This window comes from Streptomyces mirabilis, assembly GCF_039503195.1.
GTDB classification, from domain to species: Bacteria; Actinomycetota; Actinomycetes; order Streptomycetales; family Streptomycetaceae; genus Streptomyces; species Streptomyces mirabilis_D.
The window spans coordinates 3,859,654-3,883,655 of record NZ_JBCJKP010000001.1; the positions used below are offsets into that span (position 1 = coordinate 3,859,654).

The following is a 24,002-nucleotide window of genomic DNA, read 5'->3' on the forward strand; positions in this document are numbered from 1 at the left end:
CGGGCCCCTCCCCGTTCACAGCGGCGTGAAGCTCTTCTTGACCGCGTCGTAGACGGGGAGCGCGGTCGCCTCGATGTCGGGGTGGTACCAGGTGCTGATCTCGTACGACGTGCCGCCGGAGCGGAAGCCGAGCAGTCGGACGTGCCAGAGCCGGCCCCGGGCCGTGACGGTGTACTCCCAGACGACCGCGGACGCGCCGCGGAACGTGGTGCGCTCCAGACGGATCCGGTGGTAGTTCAGGCCCTTGCTGGTGCCCACCTCCGCCTGCTCCCACTGCGCGAGCAGGTCACCCCGGGCCGGGGTCGCGTTGGCCACGATCTCCTGCGCGCGGTCGGGCGAGGTGTAGTGCACCTCGGAACCACTCTGCGCCACCCGCTGCCAGCCCTGCGGCGGCACCCACGCGTACAGTCCGGCCTCCTTCCGGGCGCCGGCAGGCAGGCTCGGCGGGCGTGACGTGCCGTCGACGGTGGGGGGTGGGGAGGAGGGGTCGGTGGTGGATGAGGTCTGCGCGGAGTTCGGCGACGTCGACGACGCCGATGGCGAGGTCGAGGTCGAGGTCGAGGTCGAAGTGGACGCGCCGGACGTGTCGTGGGAGGAGCCGCCCGTCTGCGTCATGACGAGCCCGACGACGGTTCCCACGATCAGCACGCCACCGGCGGCGGCCAGGCCCATCCGGCGCCGGCCCCGCCGTGGGACGGAGGGCACGGCGGGGCCGGGAAGTTCGCCCGGCGGCATGACCACCACGCGGGAGACCGTGGTGTGCGTGGCGAGGGAGGGGGGTTCGGGAAGCGGCGGGGGTGCGCTGGGCTCGGGGGCTGGTTCGGGGGCGAGGGCGGGTGTGGGTGGGGGTGGGGGTGAGGGGGCAGGGGCGGGCGCGGGTGGGGGTGGGGGTTCGGGGTCGGGCGCGGGTGGGGGTGGGGGTGAGGGGTCGGGGGTTGGATCGGGTGTGGGGGCGTGCTCCGGGATGGCGTCCTGTATGGGGTCCGGCTCGGAAGCTGGTTCGGGGGTCGGTTCGGGGGCCCGCTGGGGCGGGAGGTGTTGCGCCGCGCGTATGAGACTCACGTCCAGGAGCGCGCGCGTGGGCGACTCCTGGTGGAACGGGGGGACCGGGGGCGGCGTGGGTTCCGGTGTCTCCGGCATCCCCAGTGCATCCGGAGCCTCGGCCGTCCCTCCCACCTCTGACGTCTCGGACGCCCCCGACGTCCCGGAAGCCTCCGACCTCTCGGAAGCCTCCGACGCCTCGGGTATCTCCCGTGCCTCTGACGCCTCCGATCGTTCCCGTGTCTCTGCCACTTCCGGTGATTCCGGTGATTCCGCCGCTGGTTGGGGTACGAGCCCCGTTTCCGAAGACTCGGTCCCCTCCGGTCGGGGGAACGCGATCGGGCGCAACGCCGTCTCGAGCTCCGGCAGACCCGGTCGGGTCGACGGCTCCTTCTCCAGCAGGGCGGCCAGAATCTCCCCCAGCTCACCGGCCGTGGACGGAAGTTCGGGCTCCTCGTAAAGGACCGCGTGCAACGTCGCCAGGGTGGTCGAACGGGAGAACGGGGAGCGGCGGCCGAGGGCCGCACAGAGCGTCGCTCCCAGCGACCAGACGTCGGACGGCGGGCCCTGGGGGCGTCCGGAGACACGCTCGGGTGCCATGTAGTCCGGGGAGCCGACCAGCATCCCGACCATGGTGAGCGCCTCCGCGTCCTGGAGCGCGGCGATGCCGAAGTCGGTGAGGACGACACGGTGTCCGCGCCGTTCGACCAGGACGTTGCCCGGCTTGATGTCCCGGTGGAGCACTCCCCCGGCGTGCACCTGGCGCAGGGCCGCGACCAGTTCGAGCCCGATACGGGCCGCGGTGGGCGGGTCGAGCGGTCCGTCCTCGATCACGAGTTGTTCGAGGGAGCGGCCGGCGACGAGTTCCATGACGATCCACAGCCGCTCGCCCTGGTCCACGACGTCGTAGATGCGCACGACATTGGGATGGTCGATCCGAGCCGTGGCCCTGGCTTCGCGCAGGGTGCGTTCGCGGCGGGTTCGGGTGTCCTCCGGGTCGAGTCCGTCGATCCGCATTTCCTTGACGGCGACCTGCCGGTCGAGCATTTCGTCGGTGGCTCGCCACACCCTTCCCATTCCCCCTGGCCAATACTCTCGGCCAGTCGATATCGACCCGTCACCAATAATCCCGGAACACCGCCACTCGCATTCCCCGTCAATCCCCTGCACCCCCTCAACACCCGCCACAATCGTCCGCCACAACAGAAACACAATGGTCACACTTCATGCCGTACCAGCATAGTGCGGAGAAATCTTGTGGTACCTCTTCAAGTACTGCGAATTCAGGCGCAGCCAAGGGGGGCGAACATGAGTTCTCGTCACACGACGACCATCGCGGGATCGCTGCTCACGGCATCTTTCTCGGCCGTGATGATCCTTTCCTTCACCGCCGTCGCGGACGACCAGGGACCGGGGAGCAGCAAGGGGGAAAAGCCATGGACCCGGCGCCGGCCGGGGTGCGGCTGACCACGCTGCTGCCGGAGAAGATCTCGGTGGACAACAGCTCGCACGAAACGGCGCTGACCGCCACGGTGAAGAATGAGGGAACCAAGGACAGCGGAAAGATCCGGCTTTTGGTGGTCGGATTCGACGGCCTACAGGTCAAGAGCGTCAAGGGCTGTTCCGCCATGGCGGACAAGGATCTGCCCAAGGGTTCGAACAGTGGATTCGTGTGCGATATCGGCCATCTCGCGGCCGGAAAGTCGCAGTCGTACGCCGTCGCCGCGACCTTCGATCTGAGCAAGACCGGAAAGATCTGCCTGCCGGTGCAGGACAGCGACGGAAAGAAGACGTTCTGGCAGCAGGGTCCGGTGCCGTTCGGTACGACGAACCCGTCGCCGAACGCTCCGGCCACTCCGCTGCTGCTCGACACCGAGAACAAGCCGGTGACACCCGGCGGCGACCAGTTGCCCAAGACCGGCGCCGGCAGTGACCTGCTGCCGCTCGGCGTGGCGGGAGCGGCGCTCGTCTCCGTCGGGGCGGCGGGAGTGTGGTGGGCCCAGCGGCGGCCCCGCCGTCAGCCGCAGTCGTGACCGGGCGGGCCGGGACGCCGTGTGCGCGGCGTCCCGGCCCGCCTTCTGCTTCTGCTTCTGCTTCTGCTTCTGCTTCTGCTTCCACGCACGCACACGTCCTGCGGGGACAGTGCGGCGGGGCTGTACGGGCCCGGAACGCGGAAGAGGCTCGCCGGGTCGGAGTCGGAGTACGACCCGGCGAGCCTCTTGCGAGGGGACTGCGAACCTCTTCCCAGGGGACTGCGACCTCAGCGGTTGAGGAACTTCCAGGCGGTCGGCAGGACGCCCATCGCCAGCGCCGCCTTCAGGGCGTCGCCGATCAGGAACGGGGTGAACCCCGCCGCGAGGGTCGCGCTCAGCGACATGCCGGTGGCGGCGGCCAGGTACGGGAGGCCGACCGCGTAGATGATCGCCTCGCCCAGCAGCATCGTGCCCGCGGTGCGCAGGAACGAGCGGTCGGCGCCGCGGCGGGCGAGGGCGCCCACGGCAGCGGAGGCCACCATCATGCCGAGGATGTAGCCGAGGGACGGGGCGGCGGTGCCGGAGCCGCCGTCGGCGAACCACGGCATGCCGGCCATGCCGACGAGGGCATAGAGCGCGAGCGAGAGGAAGCCGCGGCCCGCGCCGAGGGCCGTGCCGACGAGGAGGGCGGCGAACGTCTGGCCGGTCACCGGGACCGGAGAGCCCGGTACGGGCAGGGAGATCTGGGCGGCGAGGCCGGTGAGGGCGGCTCCGCCGAGTACGAGGGTGATGTCCCTGACGCGGGAGGCCGGGAGCAGGTCGGCGAGGACCTCGCCGGGGCGGATGCCTTGGCGGGGGGTGGCGGCAACGGTGCTCATGGGGACTCCGGCGTGTGACGGGGGGGCGGGACACGGTGACGCTATCCCAGGGGGGCGGGTGGATCACCGTGTGCGATCGACAAAGCGGGGATCCGGGACTTGGTGGAGCCCTTACAAAGGGGGCCACGTACACCTATCGGGACGTGATGCTGGTCACTGAGGTGGGATGGTTTTGTCAACGGGAAGGTTCGAACGCGGCCTGTAGGGTCCCGCCAACTCGCCCCTCTGGTCGTCTTCGTTCGGCCGCGGGCGGGTGGGGGCCGGTCGCGCTGTTCCCCGCGCCCCTGAGAGCTCGGGCCGACCGACGGTCGAGAGACGGCTCCTCTGGCCGGAATAGAGGGTAGGACCTACCCTTCAGGGCATGGTTGCCCAGGCTGAGAACTTCGCGTCGCGTCGCTATGTCGACCTGCGACGCCAGGGCACCGCCACCTGTCGCCACGGGTAGGGCGGGCGGAGCGCATCCGGCTCGCCGAGACGCGACCGTTTCGGACACGCTCCCCAGGAAGCGCCATGCCTCGTACCTCCCTGACCCCCGCCCCGCCCACGACACTCCACCGCGCCACCGCCGACGACCGCCGCCGCACCAGCGCCAGCGCCATCCTGCGCTCCGTCCTGGAGCACGGCCCGGTCGCCCGCAGCACCGTCGCCCGGCTGACCGGCCTCTCCCCTGCCTCGGTGACCGACTACTGCGCCCGGTTCACCGCGCTCGGCCTGATACGGGAGGCTCCGACGCCCCGGCAGTCGAACGGCGTCGGACGTCCCCACCTCCCCATCCATCTGGACGACTCCCGGTTCGTGGTCGGCGGGGTCCACGTGGCCGTCCCGTACACCACCGTCGCCCTGCTCGACCTGCGCGGCCGGGTCGTCATGGAGCGACGGCTCGCCCACGACGACGGCGCGGAGCCCGACCGCGTACTCGCGAACGCCGCCGCCGGGCTGGCCACCCTGCTCACCGACCACCCCGGCCGCACCCCCCTCGGCATCGGCGTCGCGGCAGGCGGCTGGGTGGACCGCGACTCCGGGACGATCGTGGAGCACGCGCTGCTCGGCTGGCGTGACGTCGACGTCCGGGGCGCGCTCGGCACGCGGACCGGTCTGGCGGTCCATGTGGACGGGCACGCGCGGGCGTTGGTCAACGGAGAGCGGCTGTTCGGGCGGGCGCGCGGCAGCCTCAGCGTGCTGCACCTGTTCGTCGGCAACGTGGTGGACGCCGCCTTCGCCACCCACGACGAGGTGCACCGCGGTCCCCGCTCCCAGGCCGGGGCGATCGCCCATCTGCCGTTGCCGGGCGGCTCGGAGCGGTGCGACTGCGGCCGGACCGGCTGCCTTCAGGCCGAGTTGAGCGAGCGGACGCTGTGCCGGCGGGCGCGGGAGGCGGGGGTCATCACCACCGCCGACCCGATGCACGTGGTCGGCGCCGCGGCCGACGGCGACCCCGTCGCCGTACGTCTGCTGCTGGAGCGGGCACGGACCGTCGGGCGGGCGGCCCGGCTGCTGCTGGACGTGCTGAACCCGGACACGGTCGTCGTCGCGGAGGTCGGGACCGTGCATCGGGAGGACTGCCTCGCGGCGCTGCGCGCGGAGGTGGGTGCGGACCGGGCGGCTTCCGTCCTGCCGACCAGTTTCCCGGAATCCGTGCTCGCCGTGGCGGGTGGATCGGTGGCACTCGACGTGGTGTACCGGGATCCGCTGAGCCTGTCACCGGGGACGAATTAATTCAGAAACTCGGAATGTTGACAGCGGTCGTACGAGGACAGGAGCATCCTCCTCATGAGCAGCTCGCGGGTGCAGGTTCCGCTGACCAAGTGCCGCGTCGTCGACCTTATGCGGGTCGCACGCACGCGTTGTTGCTGACGCCGGGTCACTGCCGCGTCGGCGCCTTGACCTGCTGACGCGTTGACGCATCGACGCGTAGACGCGTAGACGATCCCCGGTTTCTTCTGCCGCGCCCTCGGCGTGCGCCTCCCCTCTCCTCGTGCGCGCGTATGTCACTTCTTTCACCTCCTTCCCCTGGTGAATTCCCCCTGCCCGGAATTCCGCGCGCATTTCCGCCACTTGGATCCCCGGAGTCCTCCCATGCCACCACTGTCTCCTTCGTCGTCCCCTTTCGCGCCCGGTGTGGACCGGCGGCTGTTCCTCTCCTCCCTGCTCGGCGTGGCCGCCGCGGCCGGACTGAGCGGTTGTGCGGGGGCCAGTGCCGCCGACAGCACGTCCAAGCGGTCCCTGTCCGCCCCGCTGTCCGCCAGGGTCCCCTCCGGTACGAGCCTCAAGATCGCCTCGTACCAGAACGTCCAGCAGCTCCAGTTCGAGCTCGCGGGCCTCACCGACCTGCCGTTCACCATTTCCAGCTGGGTGAACATCGGAGCCGGACCCGATGTCATCAACGCCTTCCGCGCCAAGTCCCTCGACGTCGCCAACAACGCGGGCATCCCGCCGATCCAGGCGCACTACCAGGGCTATGACGCCAAGATCGTCGCGATCGACATCACCCGCAAGCCCAACTACCTCTTCGCGACCAAGCCCGGCAGCGACATCCACACCGTCGCGGACTTCAAGGGCAAGAAGCTGGCGTTCTCCCAGGGGCAGGCCCAGGGCGTCGTCCTGCTCAGGGCGTTGAAGGAGGCCGGGCTCGCCTACGACGAGGTGAAGCTGGTCCCGCTGACCAGCAACCAGTTCTTCACGGCCCTGCAGTCGGGCCAGGTCGACATCGCCCCGCTCGCCAACAGCCAGGCACCGGCGTACCTCAAGCAGTACGAGTCGAAGGGCGCCCGCGCTGTCACCACCGACGTGGTCGACCTGCTCAACCTGCTGTGGGCGCCCACCTCCGTGCTGGCCGACCCGGCGAAGGCGGCGGCCGTCGCCGCGTACATCCCGCGCTGGGCGCAGGGGCAGGTGTGGGCGTACGAACACCCGGACGCCTGGAACGAGGAGTTCTACGTCAAGACGCAGAACCTCACGCTCGCGCAGGCCCGGTCGATCACCGAGCTCGCCAACAAGCCGCTGTTCCCGCCGAGCTGGGACGAGGCGGTGAAGTGGGAGCAGGAGACCGCCGATCTGCTGGCCGCGGGCGGATTCGTGAAGGCGTTCAAGGTCGGCTCGCTCTTCGACCGGCGCTTCGAGGGCATCGCGGCGAAGGCCGTCCCGGCGGAGTACCGGAAGTGACGGCCATGACGACAACCACGGCCACGACCACCGAGTCGGTGCCCGCCGCCGAGGACACGCCTGCCGTACGGCGCAGGCGGCGCCGCGGCCTCGCTCCCGGCAAGCGCCTGCCCGCCTCCCGGCTCATCGGCCCCGCCCTCTTCCTCGTCCTGTGGGCGGCCGCCTCCGCCGCCGGACGGCTGGACCCGGGCGCGATCCCGGCGCCCTGGACGGTCCTGAAGACCGCCGGCCACCTGTGGACGGACGGCACGCTCCCCACCGACGTCCGCACCTCCCTGGAACGCGCGGGATACGGCTTCGCGCTGGGCCTGACCGCCGGTGTGGTCCTCGCGCTGGCGGCCGGGCTCAGCCGGATCGGCGAGGCGCTCATCGACGGGACCGTGCAGCTCAACCGGGCGATCCCGACCCTGGGCCTCATCCCGCTGTTCATTCTCTGGCTGGGCATCGGCGAGACCTTCAAGATCGCCATCATCGCGATCGTCGTCTACATCCCGATCTATCTCAACCTGCACGCCGCGCTGTCCGGCATCGACCACCGTTACGTCGAACTCGCCGAGGTCCAGGGCCTGTCGAGGCTCCAGTTCGTCCGCCAGATCGTCATCCCCGGCGCGTTGCCCGGCTTCTTCGTCGGACTGCGCCTCGGGGTGACCGGCTCCTGGCTGAGCCTGGTGGTCCTGGAGCAGATCAACGCCACCAGCGGCCTCGGCTACATGATGTTCCAGGCCCAGAACTACGGCCAGTCGGACGTCATCCTGGTCGGCCTGCTGATCTACGGCGTCTTCGGCCTGGTCTCCGACAGCGCGGTCCGTCTCGCCGAACGGAGGGTGCTGTCATGGCGCCGCACACTCAGCAGCTGACCGCCGCCCCGGCCGTCCGCCTACGAGGCCTCACACGGTCGTTCGAGGGCCGTACCGTCCTCGACGGCATCGACCTCGACCTGCCCGCCGGACAGTTCACGGCCCTGCTCGGGCACAGCGGTTCCGGCAAGAGCACGCTGCTGCGGGCCATCGCGGGCCTGGACCACGAGGTCGCCGGAAGCGGCCGGCTCACGGCCCCGGAGCGGGTGTCGGTCGTCTTCCAGGACTCCCGGCTGCTGCCCTGGCGGCGGGTCCTCGACAACGTGCTGCTCGGCACGAACGGCAAGGAAGCGGCCGACAAGGGCCGCGAAGCACTCGCCGAGGTGGGCCTGAAAGACCGCGAACGGGCGTGGCCCAACGAGTTGTCCGGCGGCGAGGCCCAGCGCGCCGCCCTGGCCCGCTCGCTCGTCCGTGAGCCCGAACTCCTGCTGGCCGACGAGCCGTTCGGCGCGCTGGACGCGCTGACCCGGATCCGGATGCACGTCCTGCTGCGCGAGCTGTGGGAGCGCCACCGGCCCTCCGTGCTGCTCGTCACCCACGACGTGGACGAGGCGATCGTGCTCGCCGACCGCGTCCTGGTGCTCGACCGGGGCCGGATCGGCCTCGACCTGACCATCGACCGCCCCCATCCGCGCTCCTACCGGGAGCCGGTCCTGGGTGAATACCGGGAGCGCCTCCTTGCCGCCCTCGGTGTGACGGAGGACCCCGCATGACCCGCCGACTCCACCTCAACGCGTTTTTGATGAACACCGGCCATCACGAGGCATCGTGGCGGCTGCCGGAGAGCGACCCGTACGCCCATGTCGCCCTCGCCCACTACGTCGAGCTGGCCCGGATCGCCGAACGCGGCACCTTCGACTCCCTCTTCCTGGCCGACGGACCGCAGCTGTGGAGCAACCTGGCCCAACGCCCGGCCGGCGCCCTGGAACCGCTCACCCTGCTCACCGCACTGGCGACGGTCACCGAGCACATCGGCCTGATCGCCACGGCGTCCACGTCCTACAACTCCCCCTACAACCTGGCCCGCAAGTTCGCCTCTCTCGACATCATCAGCGGCGGTCGGGCGGGCTGGAACATCGTCACGACGGCTGGTGCGGAGGCCGCTCGCAACTTCGGCCTCGACGCCGAGCCCGCGCACGCCGAACGGTACGCGCGCGCCGCCGAGTTCCTGGACGTCTCGCTCAAGCTCTGGGACAGCTGGGAGGACGACGCGATCGTCGCCGACAAGGCGGCCGGTGTGTGGGGCGACGACGCCAAGATCCACCCGCCGCGCCACCAGGGCACGTACTTCCGTGTCGAGGGCGCCCTCAACGTGCCCCGCTCACCACAGGGTTACCCACTGCTCGTGCAGGCGGGGTCGAGCGAGGACGGCAAGACGTTCGCGGCGCGCTACGCGGAGGCGGTGTTCACCGCGCAGCAGACCCTCGCCGACGCCCAGGCCTTCTACGCGGACCTCAAGTCCCGTACGGCGGCGGCCGGCCGGGACCCCGAGCACATCAAGGTGCTGCCCGGCATCGTCCCGGTGCTCGGCTCGACGCAGGCCGAGGCGCGGGCGAACGAGCAGGTCCTGGAGGACCACCTCGTGTACACGCACGGCGTGGAACGTCTGGAGCACCTGCTGCAGCTGGAGTCCGGAACCCTGGAGTTGGACGCCCAGCTGCCCGCGGACCTGCCTCCCGAGGACGTCATCGAGGGCGCCAAGAGCCGCTACACCCTCGTCGTCGAACTCGCCCGCCGCGAACGGCTCACCGTGCGGCAGCTGATCGGGCGGCTCGGCGGCGGGCGCGGGCACCTCACCTTCGCCGGCACGCCGGAGCAGGTCGCCGACGCGATCGAGGAGTGGTTCACGCGCGGCGCCGCCGACGGCTTCAACATCATGCCCGCCGTACTTCCCTCCGGCCTCGGTCTGTTCGTCGACCACGTCGTCCCGATCCTGCGCGCCCGCGGCCTGCTCCGCACGGAGTACGGACCGCGCCGGACCCTCCGGGAGCGCTACGGCCTCCCCCGCCCCGCCAACCAGTACCTCACTCCCGCACTCGCCACGGCCTGAAAGGACGACCCCGCATGTCCATCGAGATCAGCAAGGTCACCGCGCACATAGGCGCCCGGGTCTCCGGCGTAGACATCTCCAAGCCGCTCGACGAGGAACAGGTCACCGCGATCCGCGAGGCCCTCGACGTCCACAAGGCCCTGGCCTTCGACGACGTGCACCTCGACGACGAGGGCCAGCAGGCCTTCGCCCGCCACTTCGGCGACCTCACCACCGCCCACCCGACGGTGGCCGCCGTCGACGGCGCCCCGAACGTGCTCCCCGTCGACAGCGAGCGCGGGCGCGCCAACCACTGGCACACCGACGTGACCTTCGTCCTCAACCCGCCCCAGGCCAGCACCCTGCGCAGCATCACGATCCCGCCGTACGGCGGCGAGACCCTGATCGCCAGTTCGGCGGCCGCCTACCGGGACCTGCCCGCCCCGCTGCGCGCGCTCGCCGACACCCTGTGGGCCGAGCACACCAACGACTACGACTACGCGGTGCCGGACGAGCAGATCGACGAGGAACAGGCCGCCCAGCGCGCCCAGTTCACGTCCATCAAGTTCCGTACCGCCCATCCCGTCGTCCGGGTCCACCCGCTGACCGGTGAGCGCGGGCTGTTCATCGGCGGGTTCGCGCAGCGGATCGTCGGGCTGTCGGTGGGCGAGTCCCGCACGCTGCTCGACCTGTTCCAGTCGTACGTCACCCGGCCGGAGAACATCCTGCGCTGGCGCTGGTCCCCGAACCAGCTGGTCCTGTTCGACAACCGGATCACCCAGCACTACGCGGTCGACAACTACGACGGCCGGCCGCGCCGCCTGCACCGGGTGACCGTCGCCGGTGACGTGCCGGTCGGCATCGAGGGCAAGGAGAGCTACTCGATCGAGGGCGACGCCTCGCACTACACGTCCGTGGCCGAGTAACACGCACCGCACGTCCGTGGCCGAGTAAAGGGAGTCTCACGCTCCGTACCGCGGGTGTCCGCATAGTGGGCAGCCTCTCCCCTGAACGGAGAGGCTGCCCAGACTGTGGGCGTTTTTGCCCACGCGCACGTAAGGGACCACCCGCTCTCATGTCCCGCACCACCCTCGACACCCCACCCGCCGCTCCCGACGCACACGCCCCGCTGTCCCACGGCCTCAAGCAGCGCCATCTGTCGATGATCGCCCTCGGCGGTGTGATCGGCGCCGGTCTGTTCGTGGGGTCCGGCGCGGGGATCGCCGCCGCCGGACCGTCGATCGTGATCGCGTACGCGGTCTCCGGTCTGCTGGTCATGCTGGTGATGCGGATGCTCGGCGAGATGTCTGCCGCGTATCCGTCCTCGGGCTCGTTCTCGGCGCACGCCGAGCGGGCGATCGGACCGTGGGCGGGCTTCACCGCGGGGTGGTCCTTCTGGGTGCTGCTCTGCACGGCCGTCGGGCTGGAGGGGATCGGGGCGGCGAAGATCGTCACCGGCTGGCTGCCGGGTACGCCCGAGTGGGCCTGGGTCGCCCTGTTCATGGTGGTCTTCTGTGTCGCGAACCTCGCCGCCGTGAAGAACTTCGGCGAGTTCGAGTTCTGGTTCGCCGCGCTGAAGGTCGGCGCGATCAGCCTGTTCCTGGTGCTGGGTGTGCTGGCCGTCGCGGGTGTGCTCCCCGGCACGGACTCCCCCGGCACCTCGAACCTCACCGGCCAGGGCGGCTTCCTCCCGCACGGCAGCGAGGGGCTGGTCGTCGGTCTGCTCGCGTCGGTCTTCGCGTACGGCGGTCTGGAGACGGTCACCATCGCGGCGGCCGAGTCGCGGAACCCGGTCCAGGGCGTGGCGCGCGCCGTCCGTACGGCGATGTGGCGCATCGCGCTCTTCTACATCGGCTCCATGGCGGTCATCGTCACGCTGGTCCCCTGGGACTCGAAGGAGGTCGTCGAGAAGGGCCCCTACGTCGCCGCCCTCGACCACCTGGGCATCCCCGGCGCCGGTCAGCTGATGAACGTGGTCGTGTTCGTCGCGCTGCTCTCGGCGATGAACGCCAACATCTACGGCTCCTCGCGCATCGCCTACTCGCTGGTGCAGCGCGGCCAGGGCCCGAAGGCCCTCGGCAGGGTCTCGGCCGGGGTCCCGCGCGTCGCGGTGCTCGTCTCCTGCGTCTTCGGCTTCGTGTGCGTGCTGCTGAGCTACTGGCGGCCGGACGACGTCTTCCCCTGGCTGCTGAACATGATCGGCGCGGTGATCCTGGTCGTGTGGATCTTCATCGCGGTCTCGCAGCTGCTGCTGCGGCGCCGGGTGGAGCGCGAGGCACCGGAGAAGCTGGTCGTGCGGATGTGGCTGTTCCCGGCGCTGACCTGGGTGGCGCTGGCCGGCATGGCCGCGATCTTCGTCCTGATGGCCCGGCAGCCCGACACCCGGGTGCAGCTGTACTCGACGGGCGGGATGACGCTGTTCCTGGCGGCCGTCGGATACGCCTGGCAGCGGGCACGCGTGGCCCGCTGACCGTTTCCCGTTCTCCGGCCCGCCGACCGCTGCCGCTCCCACTCCCCCGAAAGGCCCTCGTGCGACCCGCGCGAGGGCCTTTTTGTTGCTAACGTGCAGTTGCAAGTAATGCGCAATAAGGTCTTACGAGGCCGGAGGGGACTCCGCCATGCCCGTCTACACACTCCCTGAGCTGCCGTACGACTACGCCGCGCTCGCACCCGTGATCAGCCCCGAGATCATCGAGCTGCACCACGACAAGCACCACGCGGCGTATGTGAAGGGGGCCAACGACACGCTGGAGCAGCTCGCGGAGGCGCGTGACAAGGAGTCGTGGGGAGCGGTCAACGGTCTGGAGAAGAACCTGGCCTTCCATCTCTCCGGCCACATCCTGCACAGCATCTACTGGACGAACATGAGCGGGAACGGCGGCGGTGAGCCCCTCGCCGTGGACGGTGTGGGAGAGCTCGCGGACGCGATCACCGAGTCGTTCGGCTCCTTCACCGGGTTCAAGGCGCAGCTGACGAAGGCCGCCGCGACCACCCAGGGCTCCGGCTGGGGCGTCCTCGCCCACGAGCCGCTCAGCGGTCGCCTCGTCGTCGAGCAGATCTACGACCACCAGGGCAACGTCGGGCAGGGGTCGGTGCCGATCCTGGTGTTCGACGCCTGGGAGCACGCCTTCTACCTGCAGTACCGCAACCAGAAGGTCGACTTCATCGACGCGATGTGGCAGGTCGTCGACTGGCAGGACGCGGCCAGGCGTTACGAGGCGGCCACGGCCCGCGCGAACGTCTTGCTGCCGACCCCCTGAGGCGGGTAAGAAACGTCCTGCTCGTGATCGTCTTCTCACCTTTCACGTGGCAGGCGGAGAAACGGAGGGCCCCCGCGAGGACGTGACTCGCGGGGGCCCTCCTGTGTACACGGCCCGCGTCACCCGCAGGGCACGTTGAGCGACAGCAGCGCGGCGGCCCCGTCCGTCATGCGGAGTTCGGTGATCGCGGCGTTGCGCAGCCGCGGAAGGACCCTGCGGTACTCGCCCAGGGGGATGGACAGCAGCGAGCAGAGCACCAGCCGGAGCAGCGTGTTGTGGGCGACGACCAGGACGCGTTCGCCGTGGTGCGCGGCCGCGATCCGGCGCAGGACGGCCGCCCCGCGGGCCGCCGCGGTGCGCGGGTCCTCCGCCTCCGGGAAGGGGTACGACACCGGGTCGACCCGGAACGCCTTCGCCCGGGCCGGGTTCTCGGCCTCGAACTCGGCGAGGGTACGGCCCTCCACCACCCCGAAGTCGCATTCGCGCAGGGCGGGTTCGCGGAGCGCGGTGAGACCGAGGGCGCGGCAGGCGGGCTCGGCCGTGGCGACGGCGCGCGAGAGGGTCGACGTCCAGACGGCGTCCACGGGGTGCGCGGCGGCCCAGCGGCCGAGCGCCTCGGCCTGGGCGTGGCCCTCGTCGGCGAGGGGGACGTCGCTCACTCCGGCGTAGCGGTTCTCGGCATGCCAGACGGTCCGGCCGTGCCGGGCGAGCAGCAGGGTCGTGCTCACTGAGGCTGCGGGACTCACGGCGCTGTGGGTCATGCTCGTCGTACTCATGACCCGCCAGTATTCCGGTCGGGGCGCCCTCGCGTGCGCGCTCAGGCGGAAGCCCTCCGTCCGGGTCTGGCCGGCTGTGCGGCGAAGGCCCCGTGAGGAGCGAAAAGGAGCCTCACGGGGCCTTACGGTATGCGGGCTTCCGGGGCATCGTTGCGGGATGCCGAGGGAAATGACGTACCCCTGCTACACGTGTGGGTCCTACCAGCCGCACCGCCAGCCCCGGGACGACCGGGAGCGGGACATCATCCGCAAGCTGGCGAACCTCCAGAAGCCGAACGCGTATGTGGACGACTACTGGATCTGCGGGCGAACCGACTTCGACTGCCGCAACATCCGTACGGCGTTGAGGGTCAAGCCGTTCGACCCGCCCCAGAAGATGCCCGACCCGGAATGACTCCTGGTGCCCCTTACAGGTTGCTGAAGTCCGGGCCCTTCGTGCGGGTCCGCTTGATCTCGTAGAAGCCGGGGGTCGAGGCGACCAGCAGCGTGCCGTCCCACAGCCTGGCCGCGGCCTCGCCCTGCGGGGTGGGCGTGACGACCGGGCCGAAGAAGGCGATCTGCTCGCCGTCGTCGCCGGGGAGCGCGATCACCGGGGTGCCGACCTCCTGGCCGACCTTGTCGATGCCCTCCTTGTGGGAGGCGCGCAGCTCGGCGTCGAACTCGAAGTCCTCCTGGTCGGCGTAGTCGAGCAGGGAGGCCGGGAGGCCGACGTCCTCGAGCGCGCCCGCGATCGCCTCGATGGTCGCGCCCTCGCCCTGGTTGTGGATACGGGTGCCGAGCGCGGTGTAGAGCGGGCCGAGGACGTCCTCGCCGTGCTTCTGCCAGGCGGCGGTGACCACCCGGATCGGCTTCCAGGCCTTGGTGGCGAGCATGTCCCGGTACTCCTCGGGCAGCTGGTCCAGCTTGTCCTCGTTGAGGACCGCGAGGCTCATGATGTGCCAGCGGACCTCGATGTCCCGGACCTTCTCCACTTCCAGCACCCAGCGCGAGGTCATCCAGGCCCAGGGGCACAGCGGGTCGAACCAGAAGTCGACGGGGGTCTTGGTGGAGGCGGTCTCGGGCATGGTTCTCCTCGGAAAGCGGTCTTTCCGGCAGCAACGCCGGAGGCCGCTCGCCTCATTCCCGGGTGTCACGCCTCATTCCCGGGTGTCCCGCGTCAGGGGCACATGGCAGGATCGCTCCTGTCCGTTTCGCTGTATCCGTGTCCATTCCATGACGCCCCGAGGGAGTGCCGCCCGTGCCCGGTGAGAATCTGACCCGCGACGAGGCCCAGGAGCGGGCAGCGCTGCTGTCCGTGGACGGGTACGAGGTCTCCCTCGACCTGCGCTCCGCTCTGGGCGACATCGAGGCCGAGCCGCGCACGTTCCGCTCGGTGACCACGATCCGCTTCCGTTGCGCGGAGCCGGGCGCCGCGAGCTTCGCCGATCTGCTCGCACCGAGCGTCACGGCCGTGTCGCTCAACGGCAAGGACCTGGACCCCGGCGAGGTCTTCGACGGCTCCCGCATCCGGCTGGAGGACCTCCGGGCCGACAACGAGCTGGTCGTCGACGCGCAGTGCGCCTACTCCCGCACCGGCGAGGGCATGCACCGCTTCGTCGACCCCGAGGACGGCGAGGTCTACCTCTACACCCAGTACGAGCCCGCCGACTCGCGGCGCGTCTTCGCGAACTTCGAGCAGCCGGACCTCAAGGCCCCCTTCCGCTGCGAGGTGCGGGCCCCGGAGGGGTGGACGGTCTGGAGCAACGGCGTCGGTGAACTCGTCGACGGTGTGTGGAGGTTCGCCGAGACCAAGCCGATCTCCACGTACATCACCGCGTTCGTGGCGGGCCCGTACCACTACGTCACGGACAGCTACGCGCGCACCTTCGAGGACGGTACGACGCTGGAGATCCCGCTCGGCGCGATGTGCCGCAAGGGTCTTGCGCCCCACTTCGACTCCGACGACGTGTTCCTCGTGACCAAGCAGGGGCTCGACTTCTTCCACGACCACTTCGACTTCCCCTATCCGTTCGGGAAGTACGACCAGGCGTTCGTGCCCGAGTACAACCTCGGCGCGATGGAGAACCCGGGGCTCGTCACCTTCCGCGAGGAGTTCATCTTCCGCGGCAAGGTGACGCAGGCGTCGTACGAGGGCCGGGCCAACGTCATCCTGCACGAGATGGCGCACATGTGGTTCGGCGACCTCGTCACCATGGAGTGGTGGGACGACCTGTGGCTCAAGGAGTCCTTCGCCGACTTCATGGGCGCGTTCGCGCTGGTCGGGGCGACCCGCTTCGAGAACGGCTGGATCACCTTCGCCAATCGCCGCAAGGCCTGGGCGTACCGTGCCGACCAGCTGCCCTCCACCCACCCCATCACGGCCGACATCCGTGACCTCCAGGACGCCAAGCTCAACTTCGACGGGATCACGTACGCGAAGGGGGCGAGCGTGCTCAAGCAGCTCGTCGCGTACGTCGGCCAGGACGCGTTCCTGGAGGGCGCGCGCCGCTACTTCAAGCGGAACGCGTACGGCAACACACGCCTCGGCGATCTGCTGTCGGCGCTGGAGGAGACCAGCGGGCGCGATCTGGCCACCTGGTCGCGGGCCTGGCTCCAGACGGCCGGGGTGAACTCCCTGACCCCGCAGGTGATCCTGAGCGCCGAGGGCCGCATCACGGAGCTGGCCGTGCTCCAGGAGGCCCCCGAGTCGCACCCCGAACTCCGCCCGCACCGCGTCGCGGTGGGTTTGTACCGGCGTGAGGACGCCGACGGCTCCCTGGTGCGGTACGCGCGCGCCGAGGTCGACGTCGTCGGCCCCCGTACGGTGGTCGAGGAGCTGGTCGGCGTGGACGCCCCCGAGCTGGTCCTCGTCAACGACGACGACCTCACGTACTGCAAGATCCGCTTCGACGAGAACTCGCTGGCCACGCTGCGCGAGAGGCTCGGCGACATCACCGACCCGCTCGCCCGCGCGCTGTGCTGGTCGGCGCTGTGGAACCTCACCCGGGACGCGCTGATGCCGGCCCGGGACTTCGTGGGCCTGGTGCTGCGCTTCGCGGGCCGCGAGTCCGACATCGGCGTCCTGCAGATGCTGCACGCCTGGGCGCACTCGGCGCTCGTCCACTACGCGGCCCCCGACTGGCGTGCGGAGGGCGGCCGGCTGCTCGCCCAGGGCGCCCTGAAGGAGCTGCGGCTCGCCGAGCCCGGCAGCCAGCACCAGCTGACCTGGGCCCGTTTCTTCGCGACGGTCGCCTCCGACCAGGCCGATCTGCACCTGCTGCTGCACCTCCTCGAGGGCACCGCCAAGGTCGACGGCCTGGACGTCGACCAGGAGCTGCGCTGGGCGTTCCTGGAACCGCTGGCCGCGCACGGCATCGCCGACGAGTCCCTCCTCGCGGCCGAACTGGCCCGCGACGACACGGCCTCCGGCAAGCGCCACCAGGTCCGCTGCCTCGCCGCCCGCCCCTCGGCGGCGGTCAAGGCCCAGGCCTGGGCGCAGGTCGTCGAGTCGGACGCGCTGTCCAACGCCCTGGTCGAGGCGACCATCGCGGGCTTCACGCAGCCCTCCCAGCGGGAGCTGCTGGCTCCCTACGCCGCGAAGTACTTCGCGGCCATCGAGCGCGTCTGGGCCGAGCGGTCCATCCAGATCGGCATGGACGTGGTCAAGGGCCTGTTCCCGTCCCTGCGGGACTCCCAGGAGACCCTGGACGCGGCGGACGCCTGGCTCACCGCCCACGAGGACGCGGCACCGGCCCTGCGCCGTCTGGTCCTGGAGGCACGGGACGACCTGGCGCGCACCCTGCGCGGGCAGGCGTGCGACACGGCGGCGGGCTCGTAGCGACAACGGCCGGGAAGTGACAGGGCCCCGGGTCGCCCATGCGGCCGCCCGGAGCCCCGTTACCGAACCCGCGCACCGGGCCCCGTAACCCCGATCCGGACCAGCGTCTTTCGGCAGTCGAACGCTCGTACTTTAGGGCGAGCTTGTCCGGATTTGTCGACGGGCGTGTAACAGCGGTTAGGGGACGGATCGGACGCGGGAAACCCCCGGTCATGAACCACAACACCCCACTCTCCCCCGCCCCCTCCGTCACCTGTCCCGCACGCAGCGACGGGTCCTGACCGCCGCTCAGCTGCGCGCCCACGGCATCACGGGCGCCGACACCACCGAGCAGTGCCGGCCGGGCGGCCCCTGGCAGCAGATCCTCCCCGGCGTCTTCCTCCTCCACCCGGGGCCGCCCACCTCCGAGGAACGCCTCCACGCCGTCCTGCTGTTCGCGAGCCGCACCCCCGCAGCCGAGCCGGCGCCGGGCATCCCCGTCCAGCCGGGCGCCGAGGAACCGCACGCCCCGCGGCCGTACGCGGACGCGCTGATCACGGGCCTGGCGGCGCTGACCCTGCACGGATTCACCTCGTCGCCGCCGCTGACCGCCCTCGACAAGATCGACGTCCTGGTCCCCCGACTGCGCCGGCTGCGCTCGCACGGCTGCGCCCGCATCGTCCGAACGGCTTCGCTGCCGGCCCCCTCGTACCTCACGGGTGTCCCGGTCGCCCCGGTGCCGCGCGCCCTCGCCGACGCGGTGGCGGAGTTGTCGGACGCGGGCGCGGTACGGCGGCTGCTGACGGAGGCGGTCCGCGCCGGGCACTGCGAACCGGCCACGGTGGTACGTGAGTTGACTCAGGCACGGCTGCTGAGCCGGCCGCACGTGGTGGACGCGGTGGACTCGCTGCTGGCGGAGGGCCGGGCGGTCGCGGAGGACCGGCTCTATCGGATGGTGCGGGAGTACGGCCTGCCCGATCCGGTCTGGAACGTCGACCTGCGTCTGCCGGGCGGGCCCCACCTGGGCGGCCTCGACGCGTACTGGCCCGAGCAGGCGGTGGCCCTGGAGCTGGACACCCGGGCGCCCCGGCCGGGACATCGGCAAGGCCATGGGCAGGAGGACGACGCCCTCTGGTCGGAGTACGCCCGCAAGCGCGAGCACCTGGAGCGGCTGGGCATCACGGTCGTCCACGTCACCCCGCGGAAGCTGCGCGTCGCGATGGAGCAGCAGGCGGCGGTGGTCCGCACCGCGTTGATGGCGGCGAACGACCGGGATCCGGCGGCGTATGTCGTGGTCCTGCCCCGGTAGTGACGGACCGGGGCGGTACCAGGAGGGGAGAGGAGGGGCCGTCGGCCATCCGGCGGCCCCTCCTCGTGCGTGCGCCCGCGGGGAACCTCGGGCTCGGACCGGCGCCAAGAGGGCCGTCCAGGGCCTACTTGCCGCAGAACTCCCCCTCGATCACCGCGTCGCTGTCCCCCGACCAGTCCCCGTTGAAGTTGAAGGCCAGGGAGTGGCGGCCGTCCGCCGTCGTCACGGCGGAGGACGTCGAGCCGTGGATGCCGCCGTCGTGGCCCCACACATGGACCCCGCAGCTGAGCTTGCGGTCGATGAGACCCAGGCCGTAGCGAGCGCCCGGGATCTCGTCGGCCTTCACCGTCGTCCTCATCTCCTTCAGCTGCTTCGGCGGAAGGAGCCGGCCGCCCATCAGGGCCGCGTAGAAGCGGTTCAGGTCGGCGGAGTCGGAGATCATCTCCCCGGCGGAGGAGGCCAGGGAGGGGTTGAGCCGCGTGACGTCGTACGTCGGGCCCGTCGTCGCCCGGGACAGTTTCGAGTACGCGTGGCTGCTGGGCCGTGGGAGCGTCGTCCTGGTGCCGGGGACGGACGTGGCGCGCAGGCCGAGCGGTTCGATGACGCGGCGGCGGATCTCCGTGGCGTAGGAGTGGCCGGTGACCTTCTCGACCACCATGCCGGCCAGCACGTAGTTGGTGTTGGAGTAGCTCCAGGACGTGCCCGGCGCGAAGAGCGGTGCGTGGGCCATCGCGATCGCCACGAGCTGCTCGGGTGTCTTCGTGTCGTATCGGTGTTCGAGGAAGCCGTCCTTCAGGAAGTACGTGCGGGCGAAGTCGTCGTCCGTCGTGTAGTTGAAGATGCCGCTGGTGTGGTGGAGGAGCTGACGGACGGTGATCCGGCGTCCGTCGTGGCCATGACCCCGGACCACGCCCGGGAGCCACTTCTCCACCTCGTCGTCCAGCGACAGCCGCCGCTCCGCCTCCAGTTGCAACAGCACCGTCGACACGAACGTCTTCGTGATGCTGCCCACGCGGTAGCGGTCGGCCGCGCCGCGCGGCGCGAGCGTCCGCACGTCGCCCACGCCCGTCGTGGCCGACCACGTGCCGCCGGTGTCCCGCGCCGTCGCCGTCACGCCCGGCACCCCGGCCTTCACCGCGGCGTCCATGGCGGCGCGGGTCGCGCCGTGGTGGCCTGCCCCGGCGGGAGCCGCCACCGCGGGCCCCGCCAGAGCGGCCGCAAGCGCCACCGCCGTCGCCGCCACCAGTCCCGTACGCACTGACATGTCGTTCCCCCTTCACCGGTGAACCCTGGTCGGGGGAGGGACTCGGCGGCCCGATGTGAAGGTTGCCCGCCTGTGAGCCAGTTGAGTGGATTTCGGCCGTTCTTCTGGTCTCCTCAGGCTTTCTTCAGTACGAGCTCCGTGTTGCGGTCCCGTGAGGCGCCGGCCAGTTCGGTGTTGCGGCCCGGGGCGTTGAAGGCGAGCTCGCGGTAGAGGGCCGCGAGGCCGGTCTGGCTGAGGTCGGAGAAGTCCGTGCGGTGCGGGGCCGCGGACTCGATGAGGGTGGTGAAGAGGGAGAGGGTGCCGTCCTTGTTGTCGACGACCTCGATGATGCGGGCGAGGTGCGGGAAGTCGACGTGGGAGGCGGTGTTGATCTCCCAGAAGGAGCCGTGGTTCGGCGCGGAGTGCGCGAGGATCTCGTTCTTGTGGGTGTGGCCGTTCACCCAGGCCAGCACGTTGCGGTGCTTGGCGAGCGTGGCGACCACGTCCTCGCCGCCGTGGCGCTTGTCGCTCGGGTGCGCGGGGTCGGTGCGGCGGTTGGTCATCGACGTGCTGGTGTGGTGGCTGAAGACGATGGCGTACGAGTCCTTGTTGTCGCTCAGCGTCTTGTCCAGCCAGCGCAGCTGGGTCGTCCCGATGGAACCCATGTAGTGGCCGCCCGGGTCGGTGGTGTCGATGCTGACGCCGATGATGTCGTCGGAGATGCGGAAGGCGTAGTACTGGGTGCCCGCGGCGAGGTTGGCCGGTGAATAGCCGTGGCCGATCGGGCCGGGGCCGGTGTACGCGGGGTCGAGGTGCGCCTTGAGGTAATCGGCGGGCGTGAAGGGGGCGCGCGACTCGTCCGGGGTGACCGGGCGCAGCTCCCTCGCGTGCGTCTTGAGGAGGTCCCTGAGCTGGGCGCCCTTGGGGTCCTTGTCGTTCTTGATGGCGGCGCGCAGGGCGGCGCTCACCGAGGCGGGCAGCGTCATCAGCTTCTTGCCGCCGACGGCGAACTCGGCGAGGAAGGAGTCGCCGTGCCGGTAGCAGCCCAGCGGCAGCGCGTCGTGGTTGCCGACCGTGGAGTACCAGGGCAGGCCGAGGCCGGGGCTGCGCAGCTCACGGATGGCGGCGGCGAGGAAGCCGTGCAGATGCGGGAAGCCGCGCTGCTTGTCGGCGTCGCGCAGGGCCGCGTCCGGCTGCCAGTACAGCTTGAGGCCGCTGTTCTGGACGCCCTCGTAGTGGCGCGGGTCGCCGCTGTTGGGGCTGATCCGGCCGCCGCTCATGACCTTCAGGAACCAGTCCAGCTCCGTATTGGAGTTGTTGTCCGTGTTGTCCCCGGTGGTCATGACGAAGTGCAGCGGGGAGCCGGTGACGGGGGCGCCCCGCAGCGCGTTGACCCGCTCGACGAGCGAGACGGCGCCGGCCACGGTCAGCGACTCGTGCGGGCGCCAGGCGCCCGCGGCGCCGGTGCGCAGGTACTCGAGCCGCAGCGGGTGCTGGACGTCGATCAGGTGCAGGTCGGTGAACTGCACGAACGCGGCGAGCGCGGTGCGCCGGTCGGCCCGGCCCGACGTGGCCGCGGCCAGGTCGCCGCGTACGACCCGCTTCCAGGCGGGGCCGTCACCGAGCCGCCGGTAGCCGCCCGAGCCGGAGCGCGGCGCGGCCACGCTCTCCAGGGTGGTGCCGCGCTCGTAGGGAGCGAGGGGTGCGGCGGGCGCCATGGGGGTCCCCCTGCTCGAGCGAAGCCGAGAGTGGGGGAGGGACACGGCGACGGCGGCCTCACCGGTGCCGGTGGTGGCGGCGTGCGCCTCGGCGTCGGGCCGCAGGGCGCAGCCGATGCCCGCGGAGAGGGTCACCGCCCCGGTGGCGGCGAGCAGGGTACGGCGGTTCATGGCGGCGGAAGTGGCGACAGAGCGTATGCGCGACATGGCGCGATCTCCCCGAGTGCGAACGCGTCGGCAGTGGTCGCGGGGGGCTCGTTACGGAGACTCCCCGCTCATACTGGATCGTTGGCACCCGGGATGACCTGGACGTTAACGAGGCGGCAACGCCCGACGCCCATCACCGTATGTGGATCTTGGAACACCCTGCGCGTCCATGACCCCTCTCCGGACGGCCGGGACGCGGTCACTCCGTGTTCATCTTCCGGGGTAGGGAACCAGTTCCCCGCCGCTGCTGCTTCCCCGCCTCTTAGGACTGTCCGGCGGATCATGCCGCAGACGCGGGGCTTGGCACGCCCATCTGCGGCGACGAGGCACCGCCCGTTTCCTGCAACCTGATCCGCCGGACAGGCCCTAGGAGCCGACGCGGCCGAGGGGCGGTCGTTCCCGCCACAGCCGCAGTCCCACGTCGACCAGCGCGACCCGGTCGAGGGCGGGTACCTCGTCGAGCGGGTGCCAGGCCGCCATGTCGGTGGAGCCGTTCGTCTCGTGGCGCAGTTCGCCGCCGGTGACGCGGGCCTCGTAGACGATCCGCAGGGCGTGGAAGTCGTTGGGCGAACCGAGTCGGCGCGGGTGCGAACGCAGTACGGAGTCGACGCCCAGCAGCGCGAGGGGCTCGACGGCGTAGCCCGTCTCCTCCTCGGCCTCGCGGATGACGGTGTCGTAGGGGTCCTCGCCATGGTCCATGCCGCCGCCCGGCAGGGTCCACCGCCTGCTTCCGTCACCCGCGACCCAGCGGGCCAGCAGCATCCGCCCGTCCCGCACGCATACGGCGTAGGCCGCCACCCTCAACTGCTTCGGCATGCCCAGACGTTACGGCACGGGGCCAGGTCAAGTCGCCTACGGCAGGGACGGGTTGGCCGGCGAGTACTCCGGCGGCGACCAGCGGATCGGGCTGGCGGCAGGTGTCTGCACGACCTCGGTGACGGTGAAGCCGACCGTGCGCTCCCCGTCGGCCGCGTACTCCGTGCGCGCCGTGCCCGTCAGTTGCAGCACCGTCCCCGCCGCCCAGTCCAGGAAGAGCAGCCCCGCCCTCGGGTCCGTCTCCAGGTTGCCGAGGGTCAGGAACATGGAGTTGCCGGGGTAGTCGCGCCAGTGCAGTTCATGCGGTGAGGTGACGTGGACGAAACCGGGGTTGCCGCCCCGGTGGCTGGCGTCGGCGCCGTGCGCGTGGACGGTGGCCAGGAAGAAGGTGTCGGCGGACTCGACGAACCGCCGCTGCCCGGGGGAGAGTTCGGCGGACCGGCGGGGCGTGCCGGGCGGACGCTCGGCGTTCTCGTACGACTCCCTCTTCTGCAGGTACTTCGGGCAGTTGGAGAAGACCTGGTCCGCCTCGACGGCGAAGCCGCGGGAGGTCGGGCGGGCCCGGCCGTTGAGCCGCATGCGACGGCGGGTGCGCGGGTCGAGCGCGATCGTGCCGACGGAGGTGCCCGGGGTGGCGAGCGCCCGCGCCAGTGGGTCGCTCTCGCGCAGACCGCCGCCCGTGACCGAGATCTGCCGGACACCCGTCGCCCGTACGAACCCGGGCTCGCCGGTGAGCAGCGAGGCCCACACCGCTCCGCCCACCGGGTCGGCCGCGCCCAGCACCAGCATCGGCTGGAGTTCGAGGAAGGCGGCGGCCACGGGGCGGATGCCCTGGCCGACGGACCGCCCCACGTGGTCGGCGACCTCGCGCACACCCATCCGCTCCTGTACGGCCCGTGAGCCGGAGTGATACGTCATGACGCGCCCCGCTCTCCAC

The 24,002-nt window shown here is 70.9% G+C and carries 18 protein-coding genes and 2 pseudogenes; 12 read left to right on the forward strand and 8 right to left on the reverse strand.

Annotated features, from left to right (window positions below):
* Positions 1–15: 15 nt before the first annotated feature.
* Positions 16–2,118 (reverse strand): serine/threonine-protein kinase, encoded by a 2,103-nt coding sequence (locus tag AAFF41_RS18065; RefSeq protein ID WP_343324221.1) that lies wholly within the window; start codon positions 2,116–2,118, stop codon positions 16–18.
* Between the two features lie 231 nt (positions 2,119–2,349).
* Between AAFF41_RS18065 and AAFF41_RS18070 the strand changes: the two are divergent.
* Positions 2,350–3,074 (forward strand): annotated as a pseudogene (locus AAFF41_RS18070) (LPXTG cell wall anchor domain-containing protein).
* 227 nt (positions 3,075–3,301) lie between these two features.
* Here the strand turns inward: AAFF41_RS18070 and AAFF41_RS18075 are convergent.
* On the reverse strand, positions 3,302–3,892 hold the full coding sequence (locus AAFF41_RS18075; protein ID WP_319744317.1) for a biotin transporter BioY: 591 nt from the start codon (positions 3,890–3,892) through the stop codon (positions 3,302–3,304).
* Between the two features lie 510 nt (positions 3,893–4,402).
* Here AAFF41_RS18075 and AAFF41_RS18080 point away from each other — a divergent pair.
* The 8 genes from AAFF41_RS18080 to AAFF41_RS18115 all read left to right on the forward strand — a co-directional run bounded on the left by AAFF41_RS18080 (position 4,403) and on the right by AAFF41_RS18115 (position 13,200).
* Positions 4,403–5,608 (forward strand): ROK family transcriptional regulator, encoded by a 1,206-nt coding sequence (locus tag AAFF41_RS18080; RefSeq protein ID WP_343324222.1) that lies wholly within the window; start codon positions 4,403–4,405, stop codon positions 5,606–5,608.
* Positions 5,609–5,968: 360 nt separating this feature from the next.
* On the forward strand, positions 5,969–7,054 hold the full coding sequence (locus AAFF41_RS18085) for an ABC transporter substrate-binding protein (protein WP_343324223.1): 1,086 nt from the start codon (positions 5,969–5,971) through the stop codon (positions 7,052–7,054).
* 5 nt (positions 7,055–7,059) lie between these two features.
* Positions 7,060–7,911 carry an ABC transporter permease gene (locus AAFF41_RS18090; protein ID WP_388405079.1) on the forward strand — a complete coding sequence of 284 codons (852 nt, stop codon included), beginning with the start codon at positions 7,060–7,062 and terminating at the stop codon, positions 7,909–7,911.
* Positions 7,887–8,624, forward strand: a complete 738-nt coding sequence (locus AAFF41_RS18095) for an ABC transporter ATP-binding protein (protein ID WP_319744326.1) — start codon at positions 7,887–7,889, stop codon at positions 8,622–8,624. Before AAFF41_RS18090 ends, AAFF41_RS18095 begins: the two co-directional genes overlap by 25 nt.
* Positions 8,621–9,961 (forward strand): LLM class flavin-dependent oxidoreductase, encoded by a 1,341-nt coding sequence (locus AAFF41_RS18100; RefSeq protein ID WP_319744328.1) that lies wholly within the window; start codon positions 8,621–8,623, stop codon positions 9,959–9,961. Before AAFF41_RS18095 ends, AAFF41_RS18100 begins: the two co-directional genes overlap by 4 nt.
* 14 nt (positions 9,962–9,975) lie before the next feature.
* Positions 9,976–10,866: a TauD/TfdA dioxygenase family protein gene (locus AAFF41_RS18105; protein ID WP_343324225.1), complete on the forward strand. Its 891-nt coding sequence runs from the start codon at positions 9,976–9,978 to the stop codon at positions 10,864–10,866.
* A gap of 149 nt (positions 10,867–11,015) precedes the next feature.
* Positions 11,016–12,410, forward strand: a complete 1,395-nt coding sequence (locus tag AAFF41_RS18110; protein ID WP_343324226.1) for an amino acid permease — start codon at positions 11,016–11,018, stop codon at positions 12,408–12,410.
* 148 nt (positions 12,411–12,558) lie between these two features.
* Positions 12,559–13,200 carry a superoxide dismutase gene (locus AAFF41_RS18115; protein WP_319744334.1) on the forward strand — a complete coding sequence of 214 codons (642 nt, stop codon included), beginning with the start codon at positions 12,559–12,561 and terminating at the stop codon, positions 13,198–13,200.
* Between the two features lie 119 nt (positions 13,201–13,319).
* Here AAFF41_RS18115 and AAFF41_RS18120 read toward each other — a convergent pair whose 3' ends face one another.
* Positions 13,320–13,976 carry a histidine phosphatase family protein gene (locus AAFF41_RS18120; RefSeq protein WP_060895920.1) on the reverse strand — a complete coding sequence of 219 codons (657 nt, stop codon included), beginning with the start codon at positions 13,974–13,976 and terminating at the stop codon, positions 13,320–13,322.
* Positions 13,977–14,133: 157 nt separating this feature from the next.
* On the opposite strand from AAFF41_RS18120, the gene AAFF41_RS18125 reads away from it, so the two are divergent.
* A complete protein-coding gene (locus tag AAFF41_RS18125) occupies positions 14,134–14,370 on the forward strand; it encodes a hypothetical protein (RefSeq protein WP_143601643.1) in 237 nt (78 codons plus the stop codon).
* A gap of 13 nt (positions 14,371–14,383) precedes the next feature.
* Here the strand turns inward: AAFF41_RS18125 and AAFF41_RS18130 are convergent, their stop codons facing one another.
* Positions 14,384–15,040: a mycothiol-dependent nitroreductase Rv2466c family protein gene (locus AAFF41_RS18130; protein ID WP_075031838.1), complete on the reverse strand. Its 657-nt coding sequence runs from the start codon at positions 15,038–15,040 to the stop codon at positions 14,384–14,386.
* A gap of 173 nt (positions 15,041–15,213) precedes the next feature.
* Here AAFF41_RS18130 and pepN point away from each other — a divergent pair, with 173 nt between their 5' ends.
* Together pepN and AAFF41_RS18140 are read left to right on the forward strand one after the other, a co-directional pair.
* The gene (gene pepN / locus AAFF41_RS18135) at positions 15,214–17,793 is read left to right on the forward strand and encodes an aminopeptidase N (RefSeq protein WP_319744336.1); all 2,580 of its coding nucleotides are present in this window, start codon (positions 15,214–15,216) and stop codon (positions 17,791–17,793) included.
* 212 nt (positions 17,794–18,005) lie between these two features.
* Positions 18,006–19,081: pseudogene (locus tag AAFF41_RS18140) on the forward strand (hypothetical protein).
* Between the two features lie 124 nt (positions 19,082–19,205).
* On the opposite strand, the gene AAFF41_RS18145 reads toward AAFF41_RS18140, so the two are convergent.
* From AAFF41_RS18145 to AAFF41_RS18160, 4 genes are all read right to left on the reverse strand, one after another.
* On the reverse strand, positions 19,206–20,345 hold the full coding sequence (locus tag AAFF41_RS18145) for a serine hydrolase domain-containing protein (RefSeq protein WP_319744340.1): 1,140 nt from the start codon (positions 20,343–20,345) through the stop codon (positions 19,206–19,208).
* A gap of 113 nt (positions 20,346–20,458) precedes the next feature.
* Positions 20,459–22,249, reverse strand: a complete 1,791-nt coding sequence (locus AAFF41_RS18150) for a TIGR03767 family metallophosphoesterase (protein WP_343324227.1) — start codon at positions 22,247–22,249, stop codon at positions 20,459–20,461.
* 366 nt (positions 22,250–22,615) lie between these two features.
* Entirely contained in the window at positions 22,616–23,065 is a 450-nt protein-coding gene (locus tag AAFF41_RS18155; protein WP_319744344.1) for an NUDIX hydrolase, read from the reverse strand.
* Positions 23,066–23,101: 36 nt separating this feature from the next.
* On the reverse strand, positions 23,102–23,983 hold the full coding sequence (locus tag AAFF41_RS18160) for a pyridoxamine 5'-phosphate oxidase family protein (protein WP_319744346.1): 882 nt from the start codon (positions 23,981–23,983) through the stop codon (positions 23,102–23,104).
* Positions 23,984–24,002: the final 19 nt, after the last annotated feature.

Coding starts and splice junctions, on each gene's coding strand:
- AAFF41_RS18065 (WP_343324221.1), bottom strand. CDS start 2,118: ATGGGAAGGGTGTGGCGAGCCACCGACGAAATGCTCGACCGGCAGGTC.
- AAFF41_RS18075 (WP_319744317.1), bottom strand. CDS start 3,892: ATGAGCACCGTTGCCGCCACCCCCCGCCAAGGCATCCGCCCCGGCGAG.
- AAFF41_RS18080 (WP_343324222.1), top strand. CDS start 4,403: ATGCCTCGTACCTCCCTGACCCCCGCCCCGCCCACGACACTCCACCGC.
- AAFF41_RS18085 (WP_343324223.1), top strand. CDS start 5,969: ATGCCACCACTGTCTCCTTCGTCGTCCCCTTTCGCGCCCGGTGTGGAC.
- AAFF41_RS18090 (WP_388405079.1), top strand. CDS start 7,060: ATGACGACAACCACGGCCACGACCACCGAGTCGGTGCCCGCCGCCGAG.
- AAFF41_RS18095 (WP_319744326.1), top strand. CDS start 7,887: ATGGCGCCGCACACTCAGCAGCTGACCGCCGCCCCGGCCGTCCGCCTA.
- AAFF41_RS18100 (WP_319744328.1), top strand. CDS start 8,621: ATGACCCGCCGACTCCACCTCAACGCGTTTTTGATGAACACCGGCCAT.
- AAFF41_RS18105 (WP_343324225.1), top strand. CDS start 9,976: ATGTCCATCGAGATCAGCAAGGTCACCGCGCACATAGGCGCCCGGGTC.
- AAFF41_RS18110 (WP_343324226.1), top strand. CDS start 11,016: ATGTCCCGCACCACCCTCGACACCCCACCCGCCGCTCCCGACGCACAC.
- AAFF41_RS18115 (WP_319744334.1), top strand. CDS start 12,559: ATGCCCGTCTACACACTCCCTGAGCTGCCGTACGACTACGCCGCGCTC.
- AAFF41_RS18120 (WP_060895920.1), bottom strand. CDS start 13,976: ATGAGTACGACGAGCATGACCCACAGCGCCGTGAGTCCCGCAGCCTCA.
- AAFF41_RS18125 (WP_143601643.1), top strand. CDS start 14,134: ATGCCGAGGGAAATGACGTACCCCTGCTACACGTGTGGGTCCTACCAG.
- AAFF41_RS18130 (WP_075031838.1), bottom strand. CDS start 15,040: ATGCCCGAGACCGCCTCCACCAAGACCCCCGTCGACTTCTGGTTCGAC.
- AAFF41_RS18145 (WP_319744340.1), bottom strand. CDS start 20,345: ATGTCAGTGCGTACGGGACTGGTGGCGGCGACGGCGGTGGCGCTTGCG.
- AAFF41_RS18150 (WP_343324227.1), bottom strand. CDS start 22,249: ATGTCGCGCATACGCTCTGTCGCCACTTCCGCCGCCATGAACCGCCGT.
- AAFF41_RS18155 (WP_319744344.1), bottom strand. CDS start 23,065: ATGCCGAAGCAGTTGAGGGTGGCGGCCTACGCCGTATGCGTGCGGGAC.
- AAFF41_RS18160 (WP_319744346.1), bottom strand. CDS start 23,983: ATGACGTATCACTCCGGCTCACGGGCCGTACAGGAGCGGATGGGTGTG.